This window comes from Streptococcus parasanguinis, from assembly GCF_031582885.1.
GTDB lineage: Bacteria > Bacillota > Bacilli > Lactobacillales > Streptococcaceae > Streptococcus > Streptococcus parasanguinis_M.
The window spans coordinates 897,430-913,358 of sequence record NZ_CP133988.1; the positions used below are offsets into that span (position 1 = coordinate 897,430).

A 15,929-nucleotide genomic window follows, 5' to 3' on the forward strand; every position below is an offset into this window, starting at 1 on the left:
AAGATACAGCCTTGATCTTGAAAAAATGTTAAAAAAATGCTAGAATAAAAAGAACATTTTAGATTTTGAAAAATTCAAAGTAAGGAAAAAAATGGCAAATTTATTAAAAACAATTATTGAAAATGATCGAGGCGAAATCAAACGCCTTGAAAAAATGGCTGATAAGGTCTTTTCTTATGAGGACCAAATGGCAGCTTTGACGGATGACGAATTAAAAGCGAAAACAGTTGAGTTTAAGCAACGCTACCAAGACGGTGAGTCTTTGGATGATCTTTTGTACGAAGCCTTTGCGGTTGTTCGTGAAGGGGCAAAACGGGTACTTGGTTTATTCCCATACAAGGTTCAGGTCATGGGGGGAATCGTCCTTCACCATGGTGACGTTCCAGAGATGCGTACAGGGGAAGGAAAAACCTTGACTGCGACCATGCCTGTATACTTGAATGCCTTGTCTGGTAAAGGGGTACACGTTGTTACCGTCAATGAATACCTGACAGAGCGGGATGCGACAGAGATGGGAGAACTTTACTCATGGCTTGGCCTTTCAGTAGGGATCAACCTTGCAGCAAAATCTCCAGCTGAGAAAAAAGAAGCTTACCTCTGTGATATTACCTACTCGACTAACTCAGAGATCGGGTTTGATTATCTTCGTGATAACATGGTTGTTCGTGCTGAAAACATGGTTCAACGTCCATTGAACTATGCCTTGGTCGATGAGGTAGACTCCATCTTGATCGACGAAGCGCGTACTCCGCTGATCGTTTCTGGGCAGACAGCTTCTGATACAAGCCAACTCTATCACATGGCAGATGCTTATGTGAAGACCTTGACAGAGGATGATTACATTATCGATGTACCATCTAAAACCATTGGTTTGTCAGATTCAGGGATTGATAAGGCGGAAAGCTACTTTAATCTTGAAAATTTGTATGATATTGAAAACGTAGCCTTGACCCACTTTATTGACAACGCCCTTCGTGCCAACTACATCATGATTTTGGATATCGACTATGTGGTCAGCGAAGATCAAGAAATCTTGATCGTCGACCAATTTACTGGTCGGACCATGGAAGGACGTCGTTATTCTGACGGACTTCACCAAGCGATTGAAGCCAAAGAAGGTGTTCCAGTTCAAGAAGAAACCAAAACATCTGCGTCGATTACTTACCAAAACCTCTTCCGTATGTACAAGAAGTTGTCAGGGATGACAGGGACAGGGAAAACTGAAGAAGAAGAATTCCGTGAAATTTATAACATTCGCGTGATTCCAATTCCAACCAACCGTCCGATTGCCCGTATTGACCATCCAGACCTTCTCTACCCAAGCTTGAAATCAAAATTCAAGGCTGTTGTGGAAGATGTCAAGTCTCGTCATGAAAAAGGTCAACCAGTCCTCGTGGGTACCGTTGCCGTTGAAACCAGTGATTACCTTTCTCAATTGTTGGTTCAAGCAGGTGTCCCTCACGAAGTTTTGAATGCGAAAAACCACTACAAAGAAGCGCAAATCATCATGAATGCTGGTCAACGTGGTGCTGTTACCATCGCGACCAACATGGCCGGTCGTGGTACCGATATCAAACTCGGTGAAGGTGTTCGCGAACTCGGTGGACTTTGTGTCATTGGGACAGAACGTCACGAAAGCCGTCGTATTGATAACCAGCTTCGTGGACGTTCAGGACGTCAAGGAGATCCAGGTGAATCTCAATTCTACTTGTCTCTTGAAGATGAATTGATGCGTCGTTTCGGTTCTGAACGGATCAAAGCAGTGCTTGATCGCTTCAAGTTGAGCGAAGAAGAATCGGTGATCCGTTCAAATATGTTCACCCGTCAGGTAGAGGGTGCACAAAAACGGGTTGAAGGAAACAACTACGATACCCGTAAACAAGTCCTTCAATACGATGACGTGATGCGGGAACAACGGGAAATTATCTACGCTGAACGCTATGATGTCATCACAGCTAACCGTGACTTGGCACCTGAAATCAAGGCCATGATCAAACGGACCATCAAACGGATTGTTGAAGGGGCCAGCCACTCAAGCAAGGAAGAACGCGTTGAAGCGATTCTGAACTTTGCCAAATACAATTTGGTTCCGGAAGATACGATTTCTGCAAGCGATATTGAAGGAAAATCTGACAAGGAAGTCATCGATTACTTGTATGCACGTGCAGAAGAAATCTATGCTAGCCAAGTAGCGAAATTGCGTGACGAAGAGTCTGTGCAAGAATTCCAAAAAGTCTTGATCCTTCGAGTGGTAGACAGCAAGTGGACGGACCATATCGATGCTTTGGATCAATTGCGAAATGCGGTCGGACTTCGTGGGTATGCGCAAAATAACCCAGTGGTAGAATACCAATCAGAAAGTTTCCGTATGTTTAACGATATGATTGGATCGATTGAATTTGATGTGACTCGTCTCATGATGAAAGCCCAAATTCACGAACAAGAACGTCCACGTACGGAACACAGCATTTCAACAACTGCGACTCGCAACATTGCAGCGCAACAACAAGATATTCCAGCAGATATTAACTTGTCACAAGTGAAACGCAACGATTTGTGTCCTTGTGGTTCAGGCAAGAAATTTAAAAACTGTCACGGACGTAAATTTTAAGAGGTCCTCTGAAATAGAAAGAGGATGGGTCTAGCTAGCATAAGGAGGCCGTATGGTATTCATTACGAAGAGCAATAAGATTGATGAGCAAGAGATCACTTCGCTTTACCGCTTGGAAGGTCCAGCCTTGGAGCGCAAAGAAGCGCGTGATCGAGAATTGGAAGCTATTATCAAAGGAGAAGACCAACGGATCCTTCTTGTGATCGGGCCTTGCTCTTCTGATAATGAAGAAGCTGTGATGGACTATGCCCGTCGTTTGGCGGACTTGCAAGAGCAAGTGAAAGATCAGATTTTCATTGTGATGCGGGTCTATACGGCTAAACCTCGGACCAACGGGGATGGCTATAAAGGCTTGATGCACCAACCAGATACACATGCAGCACCAAGCTTTGTGGACGGTTTGAAAGCGGTCCGACATCTCCACTACCGTGTGATTACAGAAACTGGTTTGACAACTGCGGATGAGTTGCTTTATCCAGCAAGTCTTCCGTATGTTGAAGATTTGATTTCCTATCATGCCATTGGAGCGCGTTCGGTTGAAGACCAGGAGCATCGCTTTGTATCTAGTGGGATCTCTGCTCCGACAGGCATGAAGAATCCAACTTCTGGAAATCTTTCTGTCATGTTCAATGCGATTTATGTAGCCCAACATCCCCAAAACTTTTTGTTCAATGCCCAAGCAGTGGAAACATCAGGAAATCCTTTAGCTCATGCGATCCTTCGTGGAGGATTGGATGCAAGTGGTAAGAATATTCCAAACTACCATTATGAAGATTTGCTAGCGGCAGCAAAACGCTATAGCGAAATGGGCTTGCAACATCCCTTCATCCTGGTGGATACCAACCATGACAATTCTGGCAAACAATTCGAAGAGCAAGTACGCATCGTGAGAGAAACCATGATGAACCGTGCTTGGAACAAGGATTTGGCAACTTTAGTTCGTGGTTTCATGATTGAATCCTATCTAGAAGATGGTCGTCAAAATGAACCAGTGGTTTATGGTCAATCCATCACAGACCCTTGCCTGGGTTGGGAAAAAACACAGGCCTTGGTCAAAGAAATTGCAACGATGAATAAGTAAAAGGCAGGGGCGGAAGGAGTGATTCTTTAGCCCCTTCTCTTTTGTCAGTAAAACGATACTGAAACAATAAATAAGGATAAAACAAGATGATCAAAGGACATGGCATCGATATCGAATCGATCGCTGCGATTGAAAAAGCCTATCAGAAGAATACTCGATTCGCTGAAAAAGTCTTAACCGAGGCTGAGCGAGAGCGCTTTGAGGAATTGTCTGGAAAACGGAAAATGGAATATTTAACGGGCCGATGGTCCGCCAAAGAAGCCTTTTCAAAGGCAATGGGAACAGGGATTGGACCAGTTGGTTTTCAAGATTTAGAAATTTTAAATGATGCCCACGGAGCTCCCTATTTTTCCAAGTCTCCTTTTTCTGGGAAGGTATGGATTTCGATCAGTCATAAGGGAGACCTAGTGTCGACCAGTGTCATTTTGGAGGAAGAAAATGAAAGCAAGTAAACATAGACCAACTGTTGCTAGAGTCGATTTGGATGCCATTGCCTTTAATGTGCAACAAGTCAGTGACCATATTCCGAGTCAAGCCTTGAAATATGCAGTCGTCAAGGCCAATGCCTATGGTCATGGGGTCGTTGCAGTAACCAAAAAATTGGCGCCTCAGGTTGATGGCTTTTGTGTATCCAATATGGATGAAGCCCTTGAAATTCGTGAAGAAGGTTTGCAACACCCTATTTTGATTTTAGGAGTTGTGCCAAGTGAAACAGTGAATCTAGCCAAAGAGCATGACATCCGCTTAACAGTGGCGAGTCTTGCTTGGTTGGATCAATTGCTTGGACAAGAAGCAGATCTTTCAGGATTGAAGGTCCATATCAAGGTGGATTCTGGAATGGGGCGGATTGGATTCCGAAGGATCGAAGAGATCAAAGAGGCTGAACGTCTCCTCTTAGCAGCTGGAGCTGAAATTGAAGGGATTTTTACTCATTTTGCGACAGCAGATGAAGCAGATGATCGAAAATTCCAAGCGCAATACCAGTTTTTCAAAGAAGTATTGGCTGCTCTTGAAACCCTTCCTCCCATTGTCCATGCGAGTAATTCGGCTACCTCTTTGTGGCATGCAGATACGATTTTCACAGCTGTGCGCTTGGGAGATGTCATGTATGGCTTGAATCCAAGTGGTTCTGTTCTAGCCTTGCCTTATGAAATCAAGCCAGCCTTGAGTTTGGTGAGCGAATTGGTTCATGTCAAACAGTTAGAAGCCGGTCAAGATATTGGCTACGGGGCCACCTATACGACGGAAGATGCCCAATGGATAGGGACGATTCCTATCGGCTATGCGGATGGCTGGATTCGAGAGATGCAAAATTTCCAAGTGCTGATTAAGAGTGAGTTTTGCCCTATTGTAGGCCGGGTTTCGATGGACCAGATTACTGTTCGCCTTCCAGAAGAATTACCTCTGGGGACCAAGGTTACCCTGATTGGCCGAGACGGCGAGAAAGAAATTACGGCAACAGAGATTGCGGATTACCGTGGTACCATTAATTATGAAGTAGTCTGTCTCTTGAGTGATCGGATTCCTCGTGACTATACAGGTGAAGAATAAGAAGAAGCAGGTGGGATTTTCCCGGATGGACCTGCTTTTTTATAAAAGAAAGGAGGAGAAATGAATCTACATCAACCCTTATCCGTACTGCCTGGAGTCGGTCCAAAATCGGCGGAAAAATTTAAAAAGTTAGGGATTGAAACCTTAGAAGATCTGCTCTTGTATTTTCCCTTTCGCTATGAAGACTTCAAAACTCGCAATGTTTTAGAGTTGGAAGATGGTGAAAAAGCTGTCATCTCTGGGCTGGTAGCAACACCAGCCAATGTCCAATATTATGGCTACAAACGAAATCGCTTGCGTTTTTCCATCAAACAGGGAGACCAGGTCATTGCGGTTAATTTTTTCAACCAACCCTATCTAGCAGACAAAATTGAGGTTCAGCAGACAGTGGCGATTTTTGGGAAATGGGACAAGGCTAAAGGCAGTTTGACAGGGATGAAACTCCTGGCTCAAGTGGAAGATGATTTGCAGCCGGTCTATCGAGTGACGCAAGGAGTCAGCCAAAACAGCCTGGTGAAATTGATCAAAATAGCGTTCGACCAGGGCTTGGACCAGCTTTTAGAAGAGAATGTGCCCCAAATCTTACGAGAGCGTTATCAACTCATGTCTCGTTCCCAAGCAGTGCAAGCTATGCATTTTCCTAAGGATCTGGCAGAGTACAAGCAAGCTCTTCGCCGGGTAAAATTTGAAGAGCTCCTCTTTTTCCAGCTGCAACTCCAAGTGTTAAAGGAAGAAAACCACGATGCCAGCCAAGGGATTTCCTTGGCCTGGGATCCAGAAAAATTAGCAGAACGAAAAAAACAGCTTCCTTTTGAGCTAACGCAAGCTCAAGAAAACAGCCTGAATGAAATCTTGACAGATATGGCCTCTCCTTATCATATGAACCGCCTCTTACAAGGGGATGTGGGAAGCGGGAAGACAGTCGTGGCCGGTCTTGCCATGTATGCAGCCTTAAGCGCTGGGAAGCAAGCAGCCTTGATGGTTCCAACGGAGATTTTGGCAGAGCAGCACAAGGAAAGCTTGCAAAATCTTTTTCCGGACTTACCAATTGCCCTTCTAACAGGAGGATTAAAGGCGGCTGAGAAACGAGAAGTCTTAGAAGAGATCGCATCAGGAACAGCTCAACTGATTGTGGGGACACATGCCTTGATTCAAGAGGGAGTTCACTACCAAGATCTAGGCTTGGTCATTATTGATGAGCAGCACCGTTTTGGGGTTTCCCAGCGCCGTATTCTTCGAGAAAAAGGACAAAATCCAGACGTCCTGATGATGACGGCTACCCCTATTCCCCGGACCTTGGCTATTACAGCCTTTGGAGATATGGATGTGTCCATCATTGACCAGATGCCTGCGGGACGCAAGGAAATCATCACACGTTGGGTCAAGCATGAGCAGTTAGAAGTGGTCCTCGACTGGTTAGTCAAAGAACTTGGCAAAGGTTCTCAAGCTTATTTTATTTCTCCACTGATTGAGGAGTCAGAGGCGCTAGATTTGAAAAACGCCCTTGCTCTCCAAGAAGAGTTAGAGGCCTTCTTTGGTCAGCGGGCACGTGTTTCTCTTCTTCATGGGAAGATGAAAAGTGAAGAAAAAGATGCCATCATGCAGGCCTTTAAAGAGCACCAAGTCGATGTTTTGGTGTCTACGACCGTTATTGAAGTAGGAGTCAACGTACCCAATGCAACCGTTATGGTCATTATGGATGCAGATCGGTTTGGTCTTAGCCAGCTTCACCAGCTACGAGGCCGGGTTGGTCGGGGGAACAAGCAATCCTATGCTATTCTAGTAGCCAACCCTAAGACAGATAGTGGCAAGCAGCGCATGAAAATTATGACAGAGACGACCAATGGGTTTGTTCTAGCAGAAGAAGATTTGAAAATGCGGGGTTCAGGTGAAATCTTTGGAACCCGTCAATCTGGGATTCCAGAATTTCAAGTAGCGGATTTGGTAGAAGATTATCCCATTCTGGAAGAAGGAAGGAAAGTTGCCAGCCAGATCGTAGCCACGCCAGATTGGCGCGAACACCCCGATTGGCATCTGCTCTCGCTTTACTTAGAAAAGAAAGAACATTTAGACTAAAATATAAAAAGGGAGTAGAGTGGAAATTCTTTGGATTCCACTCTACTCCCTTTAAGATGGCATTTTACGGGCTTTGTATCTTGATGAAATGCGACAGGACGAAGGTGGATCGATACCATCCACCTGAGGAGTTAGTGAGACGTGTCGGCAAGGCACCATAGTGCTTGCCGTTACACGAATTGAACACGCCCTAAATGCTGTGTGAAAAAATGCCAACTATACGAGTACTAACTTCAAGACACAGTAGCTGATTGGACTCTTCTCTCGCTTTATGAGCTCGGAAGAATCCTAATCAGCCTTGTGGGGGTAGGACGACGAAGCGTCTGCCAAAGTATCGCTTCTGTCCTACTCCCTATTTTCACTTGGCATTTTACGGGCTTTGTATCTTATTAATTGAACACGGGCTGCGGATTGTGTCAAAAAGATGAATCCTCCTAGAATCTTTTGGATTCTTCGTCGTATTCCCTATTTTGACTGTATCCGCTACGCCCTTTGTATCTTATTTTACCCTTCGATATAGTCTTTGAGTTCTTGTCCTTTTAGGCCGGCATTGAGGGCGATGAGGAGTTTGATGCGCGCTTTGGGGGCATTTAATTCTTTGATGAAAAAGACACCTGCTTGATGGAGTTGGACGCCTCCTCCTTCATATGCGTAGACGGGTTCAGCGATTCCATTGAAGCAACGGGATACTAAAGCGATTGGAAGGCCTGCATCCATGAATTCTTGGAGTTTATGTGCCGTTTCTTTAGGGATGTTTCCTGCTCCAAAGGCTTCGATAATGAGGCCATCGAGCTTTGAAAGATCCAGCATGTCCAGTAGATCGGTTTTCATCCCTGCATAGGTAGCAATGATCGGAACGAACCCATCGATGGTATTGAGATCAAAGCGCACCCTTGGCTCGGCTGTTTTAAAGAAGAGGATTTCCTTTTTCATGACCAAACCTAGTGGACCGTGGGTTGGTGTCTGGAAGGTGCTGACATTGGTGGTATGGGTTTTGGTGACGTACTTAGCCGCATGAATTTCATCGTTCATGACGACTAAGACCCCTTTATCACGTGCTTTTGGATCGGCAGCCACTCGAAGGGCTGTCAGAAAATTATAGACGCCATCGCTTCCTAGCTCATTGGAGCTTCGCATAGCTCCTGTAATGACCACAGCGATCTCTGGTAACTCCATGGTATCCAAGAAATAAGCCGTTTCTTCCAGCGTATCTGTCCCGTGGGTAATAACGATGCCGTCGTAGTTGTGAGCTTCCTCCTTGATTTTTTGATATAGAGCTAACATGTGACGGGGTGTCATTTGAGGGCTGGGAAGGTTGAAGAAGTCCTCCGAGGTGACTGCAATCCCTTCAATTGGTGAAGTAACTTGGGTCATGGGATTGACTTCATTGGTAATCACTGCCCCAGAGTCATCTGCCGCCATCGAAATGGTCCCTCCGGTATGTAGTGCTAAAATTTTCTTAAACATGTGAAGCTCCTTGGAATATGTGATATAATTTATTTTATCATAAAAAGAAAGAAACAGTAGACATGGAAATAAAAGCAGTCTTTTTTGATATCGATGGAACCTTGGTCAATGATAGTCGAGCGGTCCTAAAATCAACAGAAAAAGCTATTCAGTCTTTAAAGGAAGAAGGGATCTATGTAGGCCTTGCGACAGGGCGGGGACCGGCCTTTGTCAAACCGTTTATGGAACGCTATGGTTTTGATTTTGCAGTGACCTATAATGGTCAGTATATTTTGACCAAGGACCGCGTGCTGTTTACTAGCCCAATCGATAAAAAGAGTCTGCACCAACTAATTGACTATGCTCGGGAACACCGTAAGGAAATTGCTCTCGGTACCAAGGATGGGGTATTTGGTTCTCGGATCATGAGTTTTGGGATGAGTCCTATTTCAACCTGGTCTAGTCGCTTTGTGCCCCGCAAAATGGCCCGTACCGTCAGTCGAGGATTTAACAAAGTGGTCAGCAAGGTCGTCCCACAAGATCAGGACACCCTCTATGCACTAGCGCAAGAACCGATCTACCAAGTGTTGATCTTATCGAGTCCAGAAGAGACTGCAAAAATTGAAAAAGAGTTTCCAGATCTGAAATTCACACGGTCTAGTCCTTTTGCAGCAGATGTCCTCAACCCAGGGATTTCCAAGCTAGAAGGGATCCGCATCGTTGGTCAGGAATTTGGCTTTGACATCGATGAAGTGATGGCTTTTGGAGATTCTGATAATGACTTAGAGATGCTGTCAGGTGTTGGCTTGTCCATTGCGATGGGAAATGGGACGACCAGCGTTAAAGCGATTGCTAAGCATACCACGACTAGTAATGGCAAGGATGGCATTCAAAAGGCCCTGCAACACTTTGGTATTCTCTCAGAGAAAGAACTCTTTCTTTCTAAGGATGATCACTTCAATAAGGTCAAAACCTTCCATGGTGTGATGGATGGAGAAACCCAGGAGAAACCTGTTGTCTGGCAGTCTCAAGACGCCCTTTATCGAACCATGTTCAAGCAAGAGGAGTTGGTAGAATTTGTCCGAGCAGCTAGCACAAGTGAGGAAGAATTTGACCGCTCGGTAGCCGCTCTTCACGAAGCCTTGGATAAGGCTGCAGATAAGGTTCGGAGCAAGCATCCAGCTGAAATCTCCATGGTAGGGCAGGTTGATGCCTTAATTGATACCCTCTATCTGACTTATGGTAGCTTTGTACTAATGGGGGTCGATCCTGAAGAGGTCTTTGAGATTGTTCACCGGGCCAATATGGGCAAGATTTTCCCAGATGGGAAGGCGCACTTTGATCCAGTAACCCACAAAATTCTGAAGCCAGATGATTGGGAAGAAAAATACGCCCCGGAACCAGCTATCAAAAAAGAACTCGATCGCCAGCTCAAGGCCTACGAAAAACATGCAAAACAAAAAGAAGCAAAAAAAGACAACTAAAAAAGTTTGGAACCTTTGTTCCAAACTTTTTCTTTCTTACATGGTTTTATCCTTATCACGTACCACTAGTAAGTCTACTTTGGCGTGGCGAAGGATATATTCTGAGGAGGATCCGACCATTAACCGTTCGAAGGCATTGAGTCCGGTAGCCCCGACCATAATAAGGTCAACCCCTTCCTTACTTGGGATATCATTGGCTAAGAGGACTTTTGGATTTCCCATTTCTACAACAGTCACAACATTTTGAACGCCGACTTTTTCAGCACGTTCCTTGTAGCCCTTGAGCAATTCGTTAGCTTCTTCTTGCAATTCTTCGTAGACCTCAGCATCAAAAGTTGAGACGCTTTGAAGGGCACGGGTATCGATGACGTGGGCAATCGTCAATTTAGAGCCGTTGCGAAGAGAAACGTTAACCCCTTTTTCAAAGGCTAATTCTGCTTCATGGGAACCGTCGACGGCGACCATGATGTTTTCGTATTTTTGAGACATAACCCTACCTCCTTATAGCTTGAAAACATGGATAGAACAGAAGTTTTTCTATTCTTTATACACTTATATTTTATTCCTTTTAAGCTAGAATGTAAAGGTAAAGTCTCACTTTTCTGGTATATTTTTGCAGAATTTTTAAAGTCCTCAATTTGTACTCTATTTGAACTAGTGGTATAATAGAGATAATTTCGTGAATCGAGGCAGAATATGAAGGAATATAATAAATCAAGCAAACTCGAACATGTCGCTTACGATATTCGTGGTCCAGTCTTGGAAGAAGCCATGCGCATGCGAGCAAATGGAGAAAAAATTCTTCGTTTGAATACAGGGAATCCTGCTGAATTTGGCTTTACAGCTCCAGATGAAGTTATCCATGATTTGATCATGAATGCGCGTGATAGTGAAGGCTATTCAGATTCAAAAGGGATCTTTTCAGCCCGCAAGGCCATCATGCAGTACTGCCAGTTGAAAAAAATTCCAAATGTGGATATTGATGATATTTACCTTGGAAATGGAGTGAGTGAGCTGATCGTCATGTCCATGCAAGGACTGCTCGACAATGGCGATGAAGTCTTGGTTCCTATGCCGGACTATCCTCTTTGGACAGCAGCTGTCAGTCTAGCTGGTGGGAATGCGGTTCACTATCTTTGTGATGAAGAAGCAAACTGGTATCCAGATATCGAGGATATCAAGTCGAAAATTACCTCAAATACCAAAGCCATCGTTGTCATCAACCCGAATAACCCAACAGGTGCCCTCTATCCAGATGAGATCTTGCTTGAGATTGTAGAGATTGCTCGCCAAAATAACTTGATTATCTTCGCAGATGAAATCTACGATCGCTTGGTCATGGATGGCGAAAAGCACACGGCTATTGCAAGCTTAGCGCCTGATCTTTTCTGTGTGAGTATGAATGGCTTATCAAAATCACACCGCATCGCAGGCTTCCGTGTTGGTTGGATGGTTCTGTCTGGTCCGAAGCATCATGTGAAGGGCTATATCGAAGGCTTGAACATGTTGTCCAATATGCGTCTTTGCTCAAATGTTTTATCTCAACATGTTGTGCAAACCTCTCTTGGAGGCTACCAATCTGTGGATGAACTCTTGCTTCCAGGTGGTCGAATCTACGAACAACGGAACTTTATTTACAAAGCCATCAATGAGATTCCAGGCCTCTCGGCTGTTAAGCCAAAGGCTGGATTGTATATCTTCCCTAAGATTGATAGGGATATGTACCGCGTGGATGACGATGAACAATTTGTTTTAGAATTCTTGAAGCAAGAAAAGATTCTTTTGGTTCATGGCCGTGGCTTTAACTGGAAAGATCCAGATCACTTCCGGATCGTTTACCTCCCACGTGTGGATGAATTGGCTCAAATTCAAGAAAAAATGACTCGTTTCTTGAAACAATACAAACGCTAATTAGCTAAAGGATTGAAGATGAAGGTCTTCAATCTTTTTTTGTTTCATTTTATAAAATCCATGTTATCTCATCGCCATTTTTCTGAATTGTGCATAATTGTAGAAAAAATAAATAATTTTCAGATAATTTGATTGAAATTCCCACACTTATATGATATACTTGACCTGACTATATGCGAGGTTTATTATGGCAAACTTATTAGAAAAGACACGTAAAATTACATCCATCTTGAAACGGACAGATGAACAATTGCAGGCTGAGATGCCTTATAATGATATTGCCCAGCAATTGGCGGATATTATTCACTGTAATGCCTGTATCATTAACAGTAAGGGAACCCTCCTTGGTTATTTCATGCGTTATAAGACCAACAATGACCGGGTAGAAGCTTTCTTTCAAAATAAAAAACTACCAGAAGATTATGCCAAGGCGGCTAGTTTGGTCTACGATACAGAAGCTAATTTAGATGTGGACCATGATTTGAGTATCTTTCCGGTTGAAACCAAGTCTGAATTTCCTGATGGCTTGACCACCATTGCGCCTATTCATGTTTCTGGGATTCGGTTGGGTTCCTTAATCATTTGGCGCAATGATAAACAGTTTGCGGATGATGATTTGATCTTGGTTGAGATTGCTAGTACCGTGGTAGGGATTCAAATGTTGAACTACCAACGCGAGGAGGACGAGAAGAATATTCGTCGTCGCACAGCTGTCAATATGGCTGTGAATACCTTGTCTTACTCTGAATTGCGAGCTGTTTCTGCCATCCTTAGTGAATTGAAAGGCAATGAAGGTCAGTTGACTGCTTCTATCATTGCAGATCGGATTGGTATCACCCGCTCTGTGATTGTCAATGCACTCCGGAAATTGGAGTCAGCTGGTATTATTGAAAGCCGTTCTCTTGGAATGAAGGGAACCTATCTCAAAGTGTTGATTCCAGATATCTTTGAGGAAATTAAGAAAAGAGATTACTAATGACAAAAGCTTTGATTTCAATTGACTACACTGTCGATTTCGTAGCAGATGATGGTAAACTTACGGCAGGTGCTCCTGCACAAGCCATTTCTGAGACTATTGCTCAGGTGACCCAATTGGCCTTTGACCAAGGAGCCTATGTCTTTTTTGCCATTGATGCGCATGATGTAGAGGATCCATTTCATCCTGAAAGCAAGCTCTTCCCACCTCATAATATCATTGGGACTAGCGGACGTGATTTGTACGGCCCTTTAGCAGATTTTTATCGGGAGCACAAAGCGGATCCACGCGTCTTTTGGATGGACAAACGTCATTATTCTGCTTTTTCAGGAACGGATCTAGATATCCGCCTGCGGGAACGCCATGTAGATACCGTTATTTTGACAGGTGTCTTGACTGAGATCTGTGTCCTTCATACAGCGGTTGATGCCTACAATCTCGGCTACCAGATTGAAGTCGTGGAACCTGCGGTGGCGTCGCTCACTCCTGAAAATCACCAGTTTGCCTTGAATCATTTCAAGCATGTCTTAGGGGCAAGCTTAGTAGACGGCACACTAGCTGTATTAGATAAAAAATAAGAAAATTTTCTAAAAGAGGTCATAGACGGTTGTCTAGGCCTCTTTTTGGGGGCGTAGAAATTGTTTTCCTCTCTTGAAAATGGTATTCTAATGAAAGAAAAAAGGGGAAGTTATGAGTAAAAAAGCTGTCGTGTTTTCAGCCAATCTGTCTTATATGGAAAAATTGGAAACCGCTATGAAGTCACTGTGTGCCCATCAGGACCAGTTGAAAATTTATGTCTTAAATGAAGATCTACCAACTGAGTGGTTTACTATCATGAATCAGCGCTTGCGCCAGTTGGATTCAGAAGTGATCAATTGTCGGATGTCTCCCGAGCAATTCCAGTCCTTTTCGCTTCCAAGTGACCATATTCACTATGCGACTTATTTCCGTTATGCTATTCCAGAGATTGTGGAGGAAGAGCGGATTCTCTATCTGGATTGTGACATGATCTTTACACAGGATTTATCGCCTTTATTTGAGGTCGATCTAAAAGGTTATGGACTGGGCGCGGTGGAAGATAAGCCAACGACGACAGATGGATTTAATGCTGGACTTTTAGTGATTGATAAGACTTGGTGGCAAGAGCACCAAGTAACAGAGGCTCTTTTTGACCTCACTCGTGAACACCATCAACAGGTCTATGGAGATCAAGGGATTTTAAATCTGTATTTCAAAGATGCTTGGTATCCATTGCCTTGGACTTATAATCTACAAGTAGGATCTGATAAGGATCAGTACCTCTATGGGGACTTGGATTGGTATGAAGCCTTTCAAGGGATTCCTGCGGTCATTCATTACACTTCTCATAATAAACCATGGACCTCCAAACGCTTCAATCGTTTTCGGGAACAATGGTGGTTTTACTATGCCCTCTCTTGGGAGGAAATTTTGCTTCGAAAACCGATTTTGAAGCAAACCTATCAAGAGTTAGTGGGAGAATTTCCTTATCATGCTGCCATTTATACCCATACAGCAGATATCCACGAGTTGGAGACGTTGTTAAAAGAGTTGCCAGACGTAGCGATTCATGTCCTTGCCCATAGCCATTTTGGTTTTAATTTGGTGCAATTGGAATGCTACCCCAACCTCTTTCTTTATCCCTCTTTTGATCCCTTGACCAGTCGAAAGGTCCTAGAAAAATTGGATTTTTATCTGGATATCAATCCATATGATGAGGTCGATCAGATGACGCAAAGGATCCAGCAATTGGGCTTACCGATTTTCTCTTTTGAAGGAACCAATCATGTAGAGAATGGTGTGAACCAAGTGTTTGCGGATGATCAGGTGCAGGAGATGGTGGCAGCGATTCACGATTATTTAAAGAGAAACGAGAAGAAGCATGGAAACAAATGAAGTAGTGAGTATCATCATTCCCATCTATAATGTAGAAGCTTATTTGAGACAATGTTTGGAAACGGTTATCCATCAGACCTACCCTCATTTGGAAATTATCCTGGTCAATGATGGTTCGCCAGACCAGTCAGAAGAGATCTGTAAAGAATTTTTTAGGAAGGATGCGCGCATCCGCTACGTTCGCCAAGAAAATGGGGGCTTATCTGCTGCTCGGAATACAGGGATTGAGCTAGCGACTGGGGATTACATCACCTTTATTGATCCAGATGACTGGGTGACGGAGGACTATGTAGAAGTGCTCTATCGCCAACTTCAAAAGTATAATGCGGATGTTTCCGTAGCCAACTATAACCTCTATGATGACAGTAGTAGCAAATACTTGATCAAGGTGACAGACGACGATTATTCAGAGACTCTTTATGAGGGGAGAGAGATCATGGACCACGATGCCATCCAGGAGACCAGAGATATGGCCTGGGCTTGTGCCATGATGAAGCTCTATAAGCGTAGCTTATTTGAAGGGCTTCGTTTTCCAGTCGGAAAAAATGTTGAAGACAACTTCCTGATGTACAAGCTCTTCTTAAAAGCCCATCGAGTAGTTCATACGGAGAAATGTATTTATTGGTATCGCGTGGGGCGTGCAGATACTCTGTCCCAGGTTTGGACCGAAAAGCGAGTCGTCGATGAGATGGAAGCTAAGCAGGAGAAGTTGGCTCTACTGGGGATGTTGGGCTATGATTTGACTTGGCATCGCTATATCTACAAAACGCGCTTGAAACGAGCCCTTGAAAAATTAGAGGAAGCAAGCTTGCAAGGGTCAGAAACCTATGAGCGCGTGGTGACCAACCTCCGTTTTATTGAAACGATGGACTAACCCCT

General features: G+C 44.0%; 13 protein-coding genes. 11 read left to right on the forward strand and 2 right to left on the reverse strand.

Features of this window, described 5'->3' with window-relative positions; genetic code table 11:
* Positions 1-91: 91 nt before the first annotated feature.
* From secA to recG, 5 genes are all read left to right on the forward strand, one after another.
* Positions 92-2,611 (forward strand): preprotein translocase subunit SecA, encoded by a 2,520-nt coding sequence (secA, locus tag RDV49_RS04225; RefSeq protein ID WP_003008563.1) that lies wholly within the window; start codon positions 92-94, stop codon positions 2,609-2,611.
* A gap of 52 nt (positions 2,612-2,663) precedes the next feature.
* Positions 2,664-3,692, forward strand: a complete 1,029-nt coding sequence (locus RDV49_RS04230; protein ID WP_003008560.1) for a 3-deoxy-7-phosphoheptulonate synthase — start codon at positions 2,664-2,666, stop codon at positions 3,690-3,692.
* 86 nt (positions 3,693-3,778) lie between these two features.
* A complete protein-coding gene (gene acpS, locus RDV49_RS04235) occupies positions 3,779-4,144 on the forward strand; it encodes a holo-ACP synthase (RefSeq protein WP_003005615.1) in 366 nt (121 codons plus the stop codon).
* Positions 4,131-5,243 carry an alanine racemase gene (alr, locus tag RDV49_RS04240; protein ID WP_003008552.1) on the forward strand — a complete coding sequence of 371 codons (1,113 nt, stop codon included), beginning with the start codon at positions 4,131-4,133 and terminating at the stop codon, positions 5,241-5,243. The genes acpS and alr overlap by 14 nt, the downstream gene beginning before the upstream one ends.
* A 60-nt stretch (positions 5,244-5,303) precedes the next feature.
* Positions 5,304-7,319 (forward strand): ATP-dependent DNA helicase RecG, encoded by a 2,016-nt coding sequence (gene recG / locus RDV49_RS04245; RefSeq protein WP_003008548.1) that lies wholly within the window; start codon positions 5,304-5,306, stop codon positions 7,317-7,319.
* A 504-nt stretch (positions 7,320-7,823) separates the two neighbouring features.
* Here the strand turns inward: recG and RDV49_RS04250 are convergent.
* Positions 7,824-8,786 carry an asparaginase gene (locus tag RDV49_RS04250; protein ID WP_003008546.1) on the reverse strand — a complete coding sequence of 321 codons (963 nt, stop codon included), beginning with the start codon at positions 8,784-8,786 and terminating at the stop codon, positions 7,824-7,826.
* A 62-nt stretch (positions 8,787-8,848) separates the two neighbouring features.
* Here RDV49_RS04250 and RDV49_RS04255 point away from each other — a divergent pair, with 62 nt between their 5' ends.
* Positions 8,849-10,249: a Cof-type HAD-IIB family hydrolase gene (locus RDV49_RS04255; RefSeq protein ID WP_003008543.1), complete on the forward strand. Its 1,401-nt coding sequence runs from the start codon at positions 8,849-8,851 to the stop codon at positions 10,247-10,249.
* A 36-nt stretch (positions 10,250-10,285) separates the two neighbouring features.
* On the opposite strand, the gene RDV49_RS04260 is transcribed toward RDV49_RS04255, so the two are convergent.
* Positions 10,286-10,738: a universal stress protein gene (locus tag RDV49_RS04260; protein WP_003008541.1), complete on the reverse strand. Its 453-nt coding sequence runs from the start codon at positions 10,736-10,738 to the stop codon at positions 10,286-10,288.
* Between the two features lie 207 nt (positions 10,739-10,945).
* On the opposite strand from RDV49_RS04260, the gene RDV49_RS04265 reads away from it, so the two are divergent.
* The 5 genes from RDV49_RS04265 (at position 10,946) to RDV49_RS04285 (ending at position 15,924) form a co-directional block, all read left to right on the forward strand.
* Positions 10,946-12,160, forward strand: a complete 1,215-nt coding sequence (locus RDV49_RS04265; protein ID WP_003008537.1) for a pyridoxal phosphate-dependent aminotransferase — start codon at positions 10,946-10,948, stop codon at positions 12,158-12,160.
* A 187-nt stretch (positions 12,161-12,347) separates the two neighbouring features.
* The gene (gene codY, locus RDV49_RS04270; RefSeq protein ID WP_003005668.1) at positions 12,348-13,136 is read left to right on the forward strand and encodes a GTP-sensing pleiotropic transcriptional regulator CodY; all 789 of its coding nucleotides are present in this window, start codon (positions 12,348-12,350) and stop codon (positions 13,134-13,136) included.
* Positions 13,136-13,714, forward strand: a complete 579-nt coding sequence (locus tag RDV49_RS04275; RefSeq protein WP_003008534.1) for a cysteine hydrolase family protein — start codon at positions 13,136-13,138, stop codon at positions 13,712-13,714. The genes codY and RDV49_RS04275 overlap by 1 nt, the downstream gene beginning before the upstream one ends.
* Before the next feature lie 112 nt (positions 13,715-13,826).
* Positions 13,827-15,050, forward strand: coding sequence for a glycosyltransferase (locus RDV49_RS04280; RefSeq protein ID WP_003008530.1), 1,224 nt, complete (start codon positions 13,827-13,829; stop codon positions 15,048-15,050).
* Entirely contained in the window at positions 15,037-15,924 is an 888-nt protein-coding gene (locus RDV49_RS04285) for a glycosyltransferase family 2 protein (protein ID WP_003008527.1), read from the forward strand. The genes RDV49_RS04280 and RDV49_RS04285 overlap by 14 nt, the downstream gene beginning before the upstream one ends.
* The last annotated feature ends 5 nt before the right edge of the window (positions 15,925-15,929 follow it).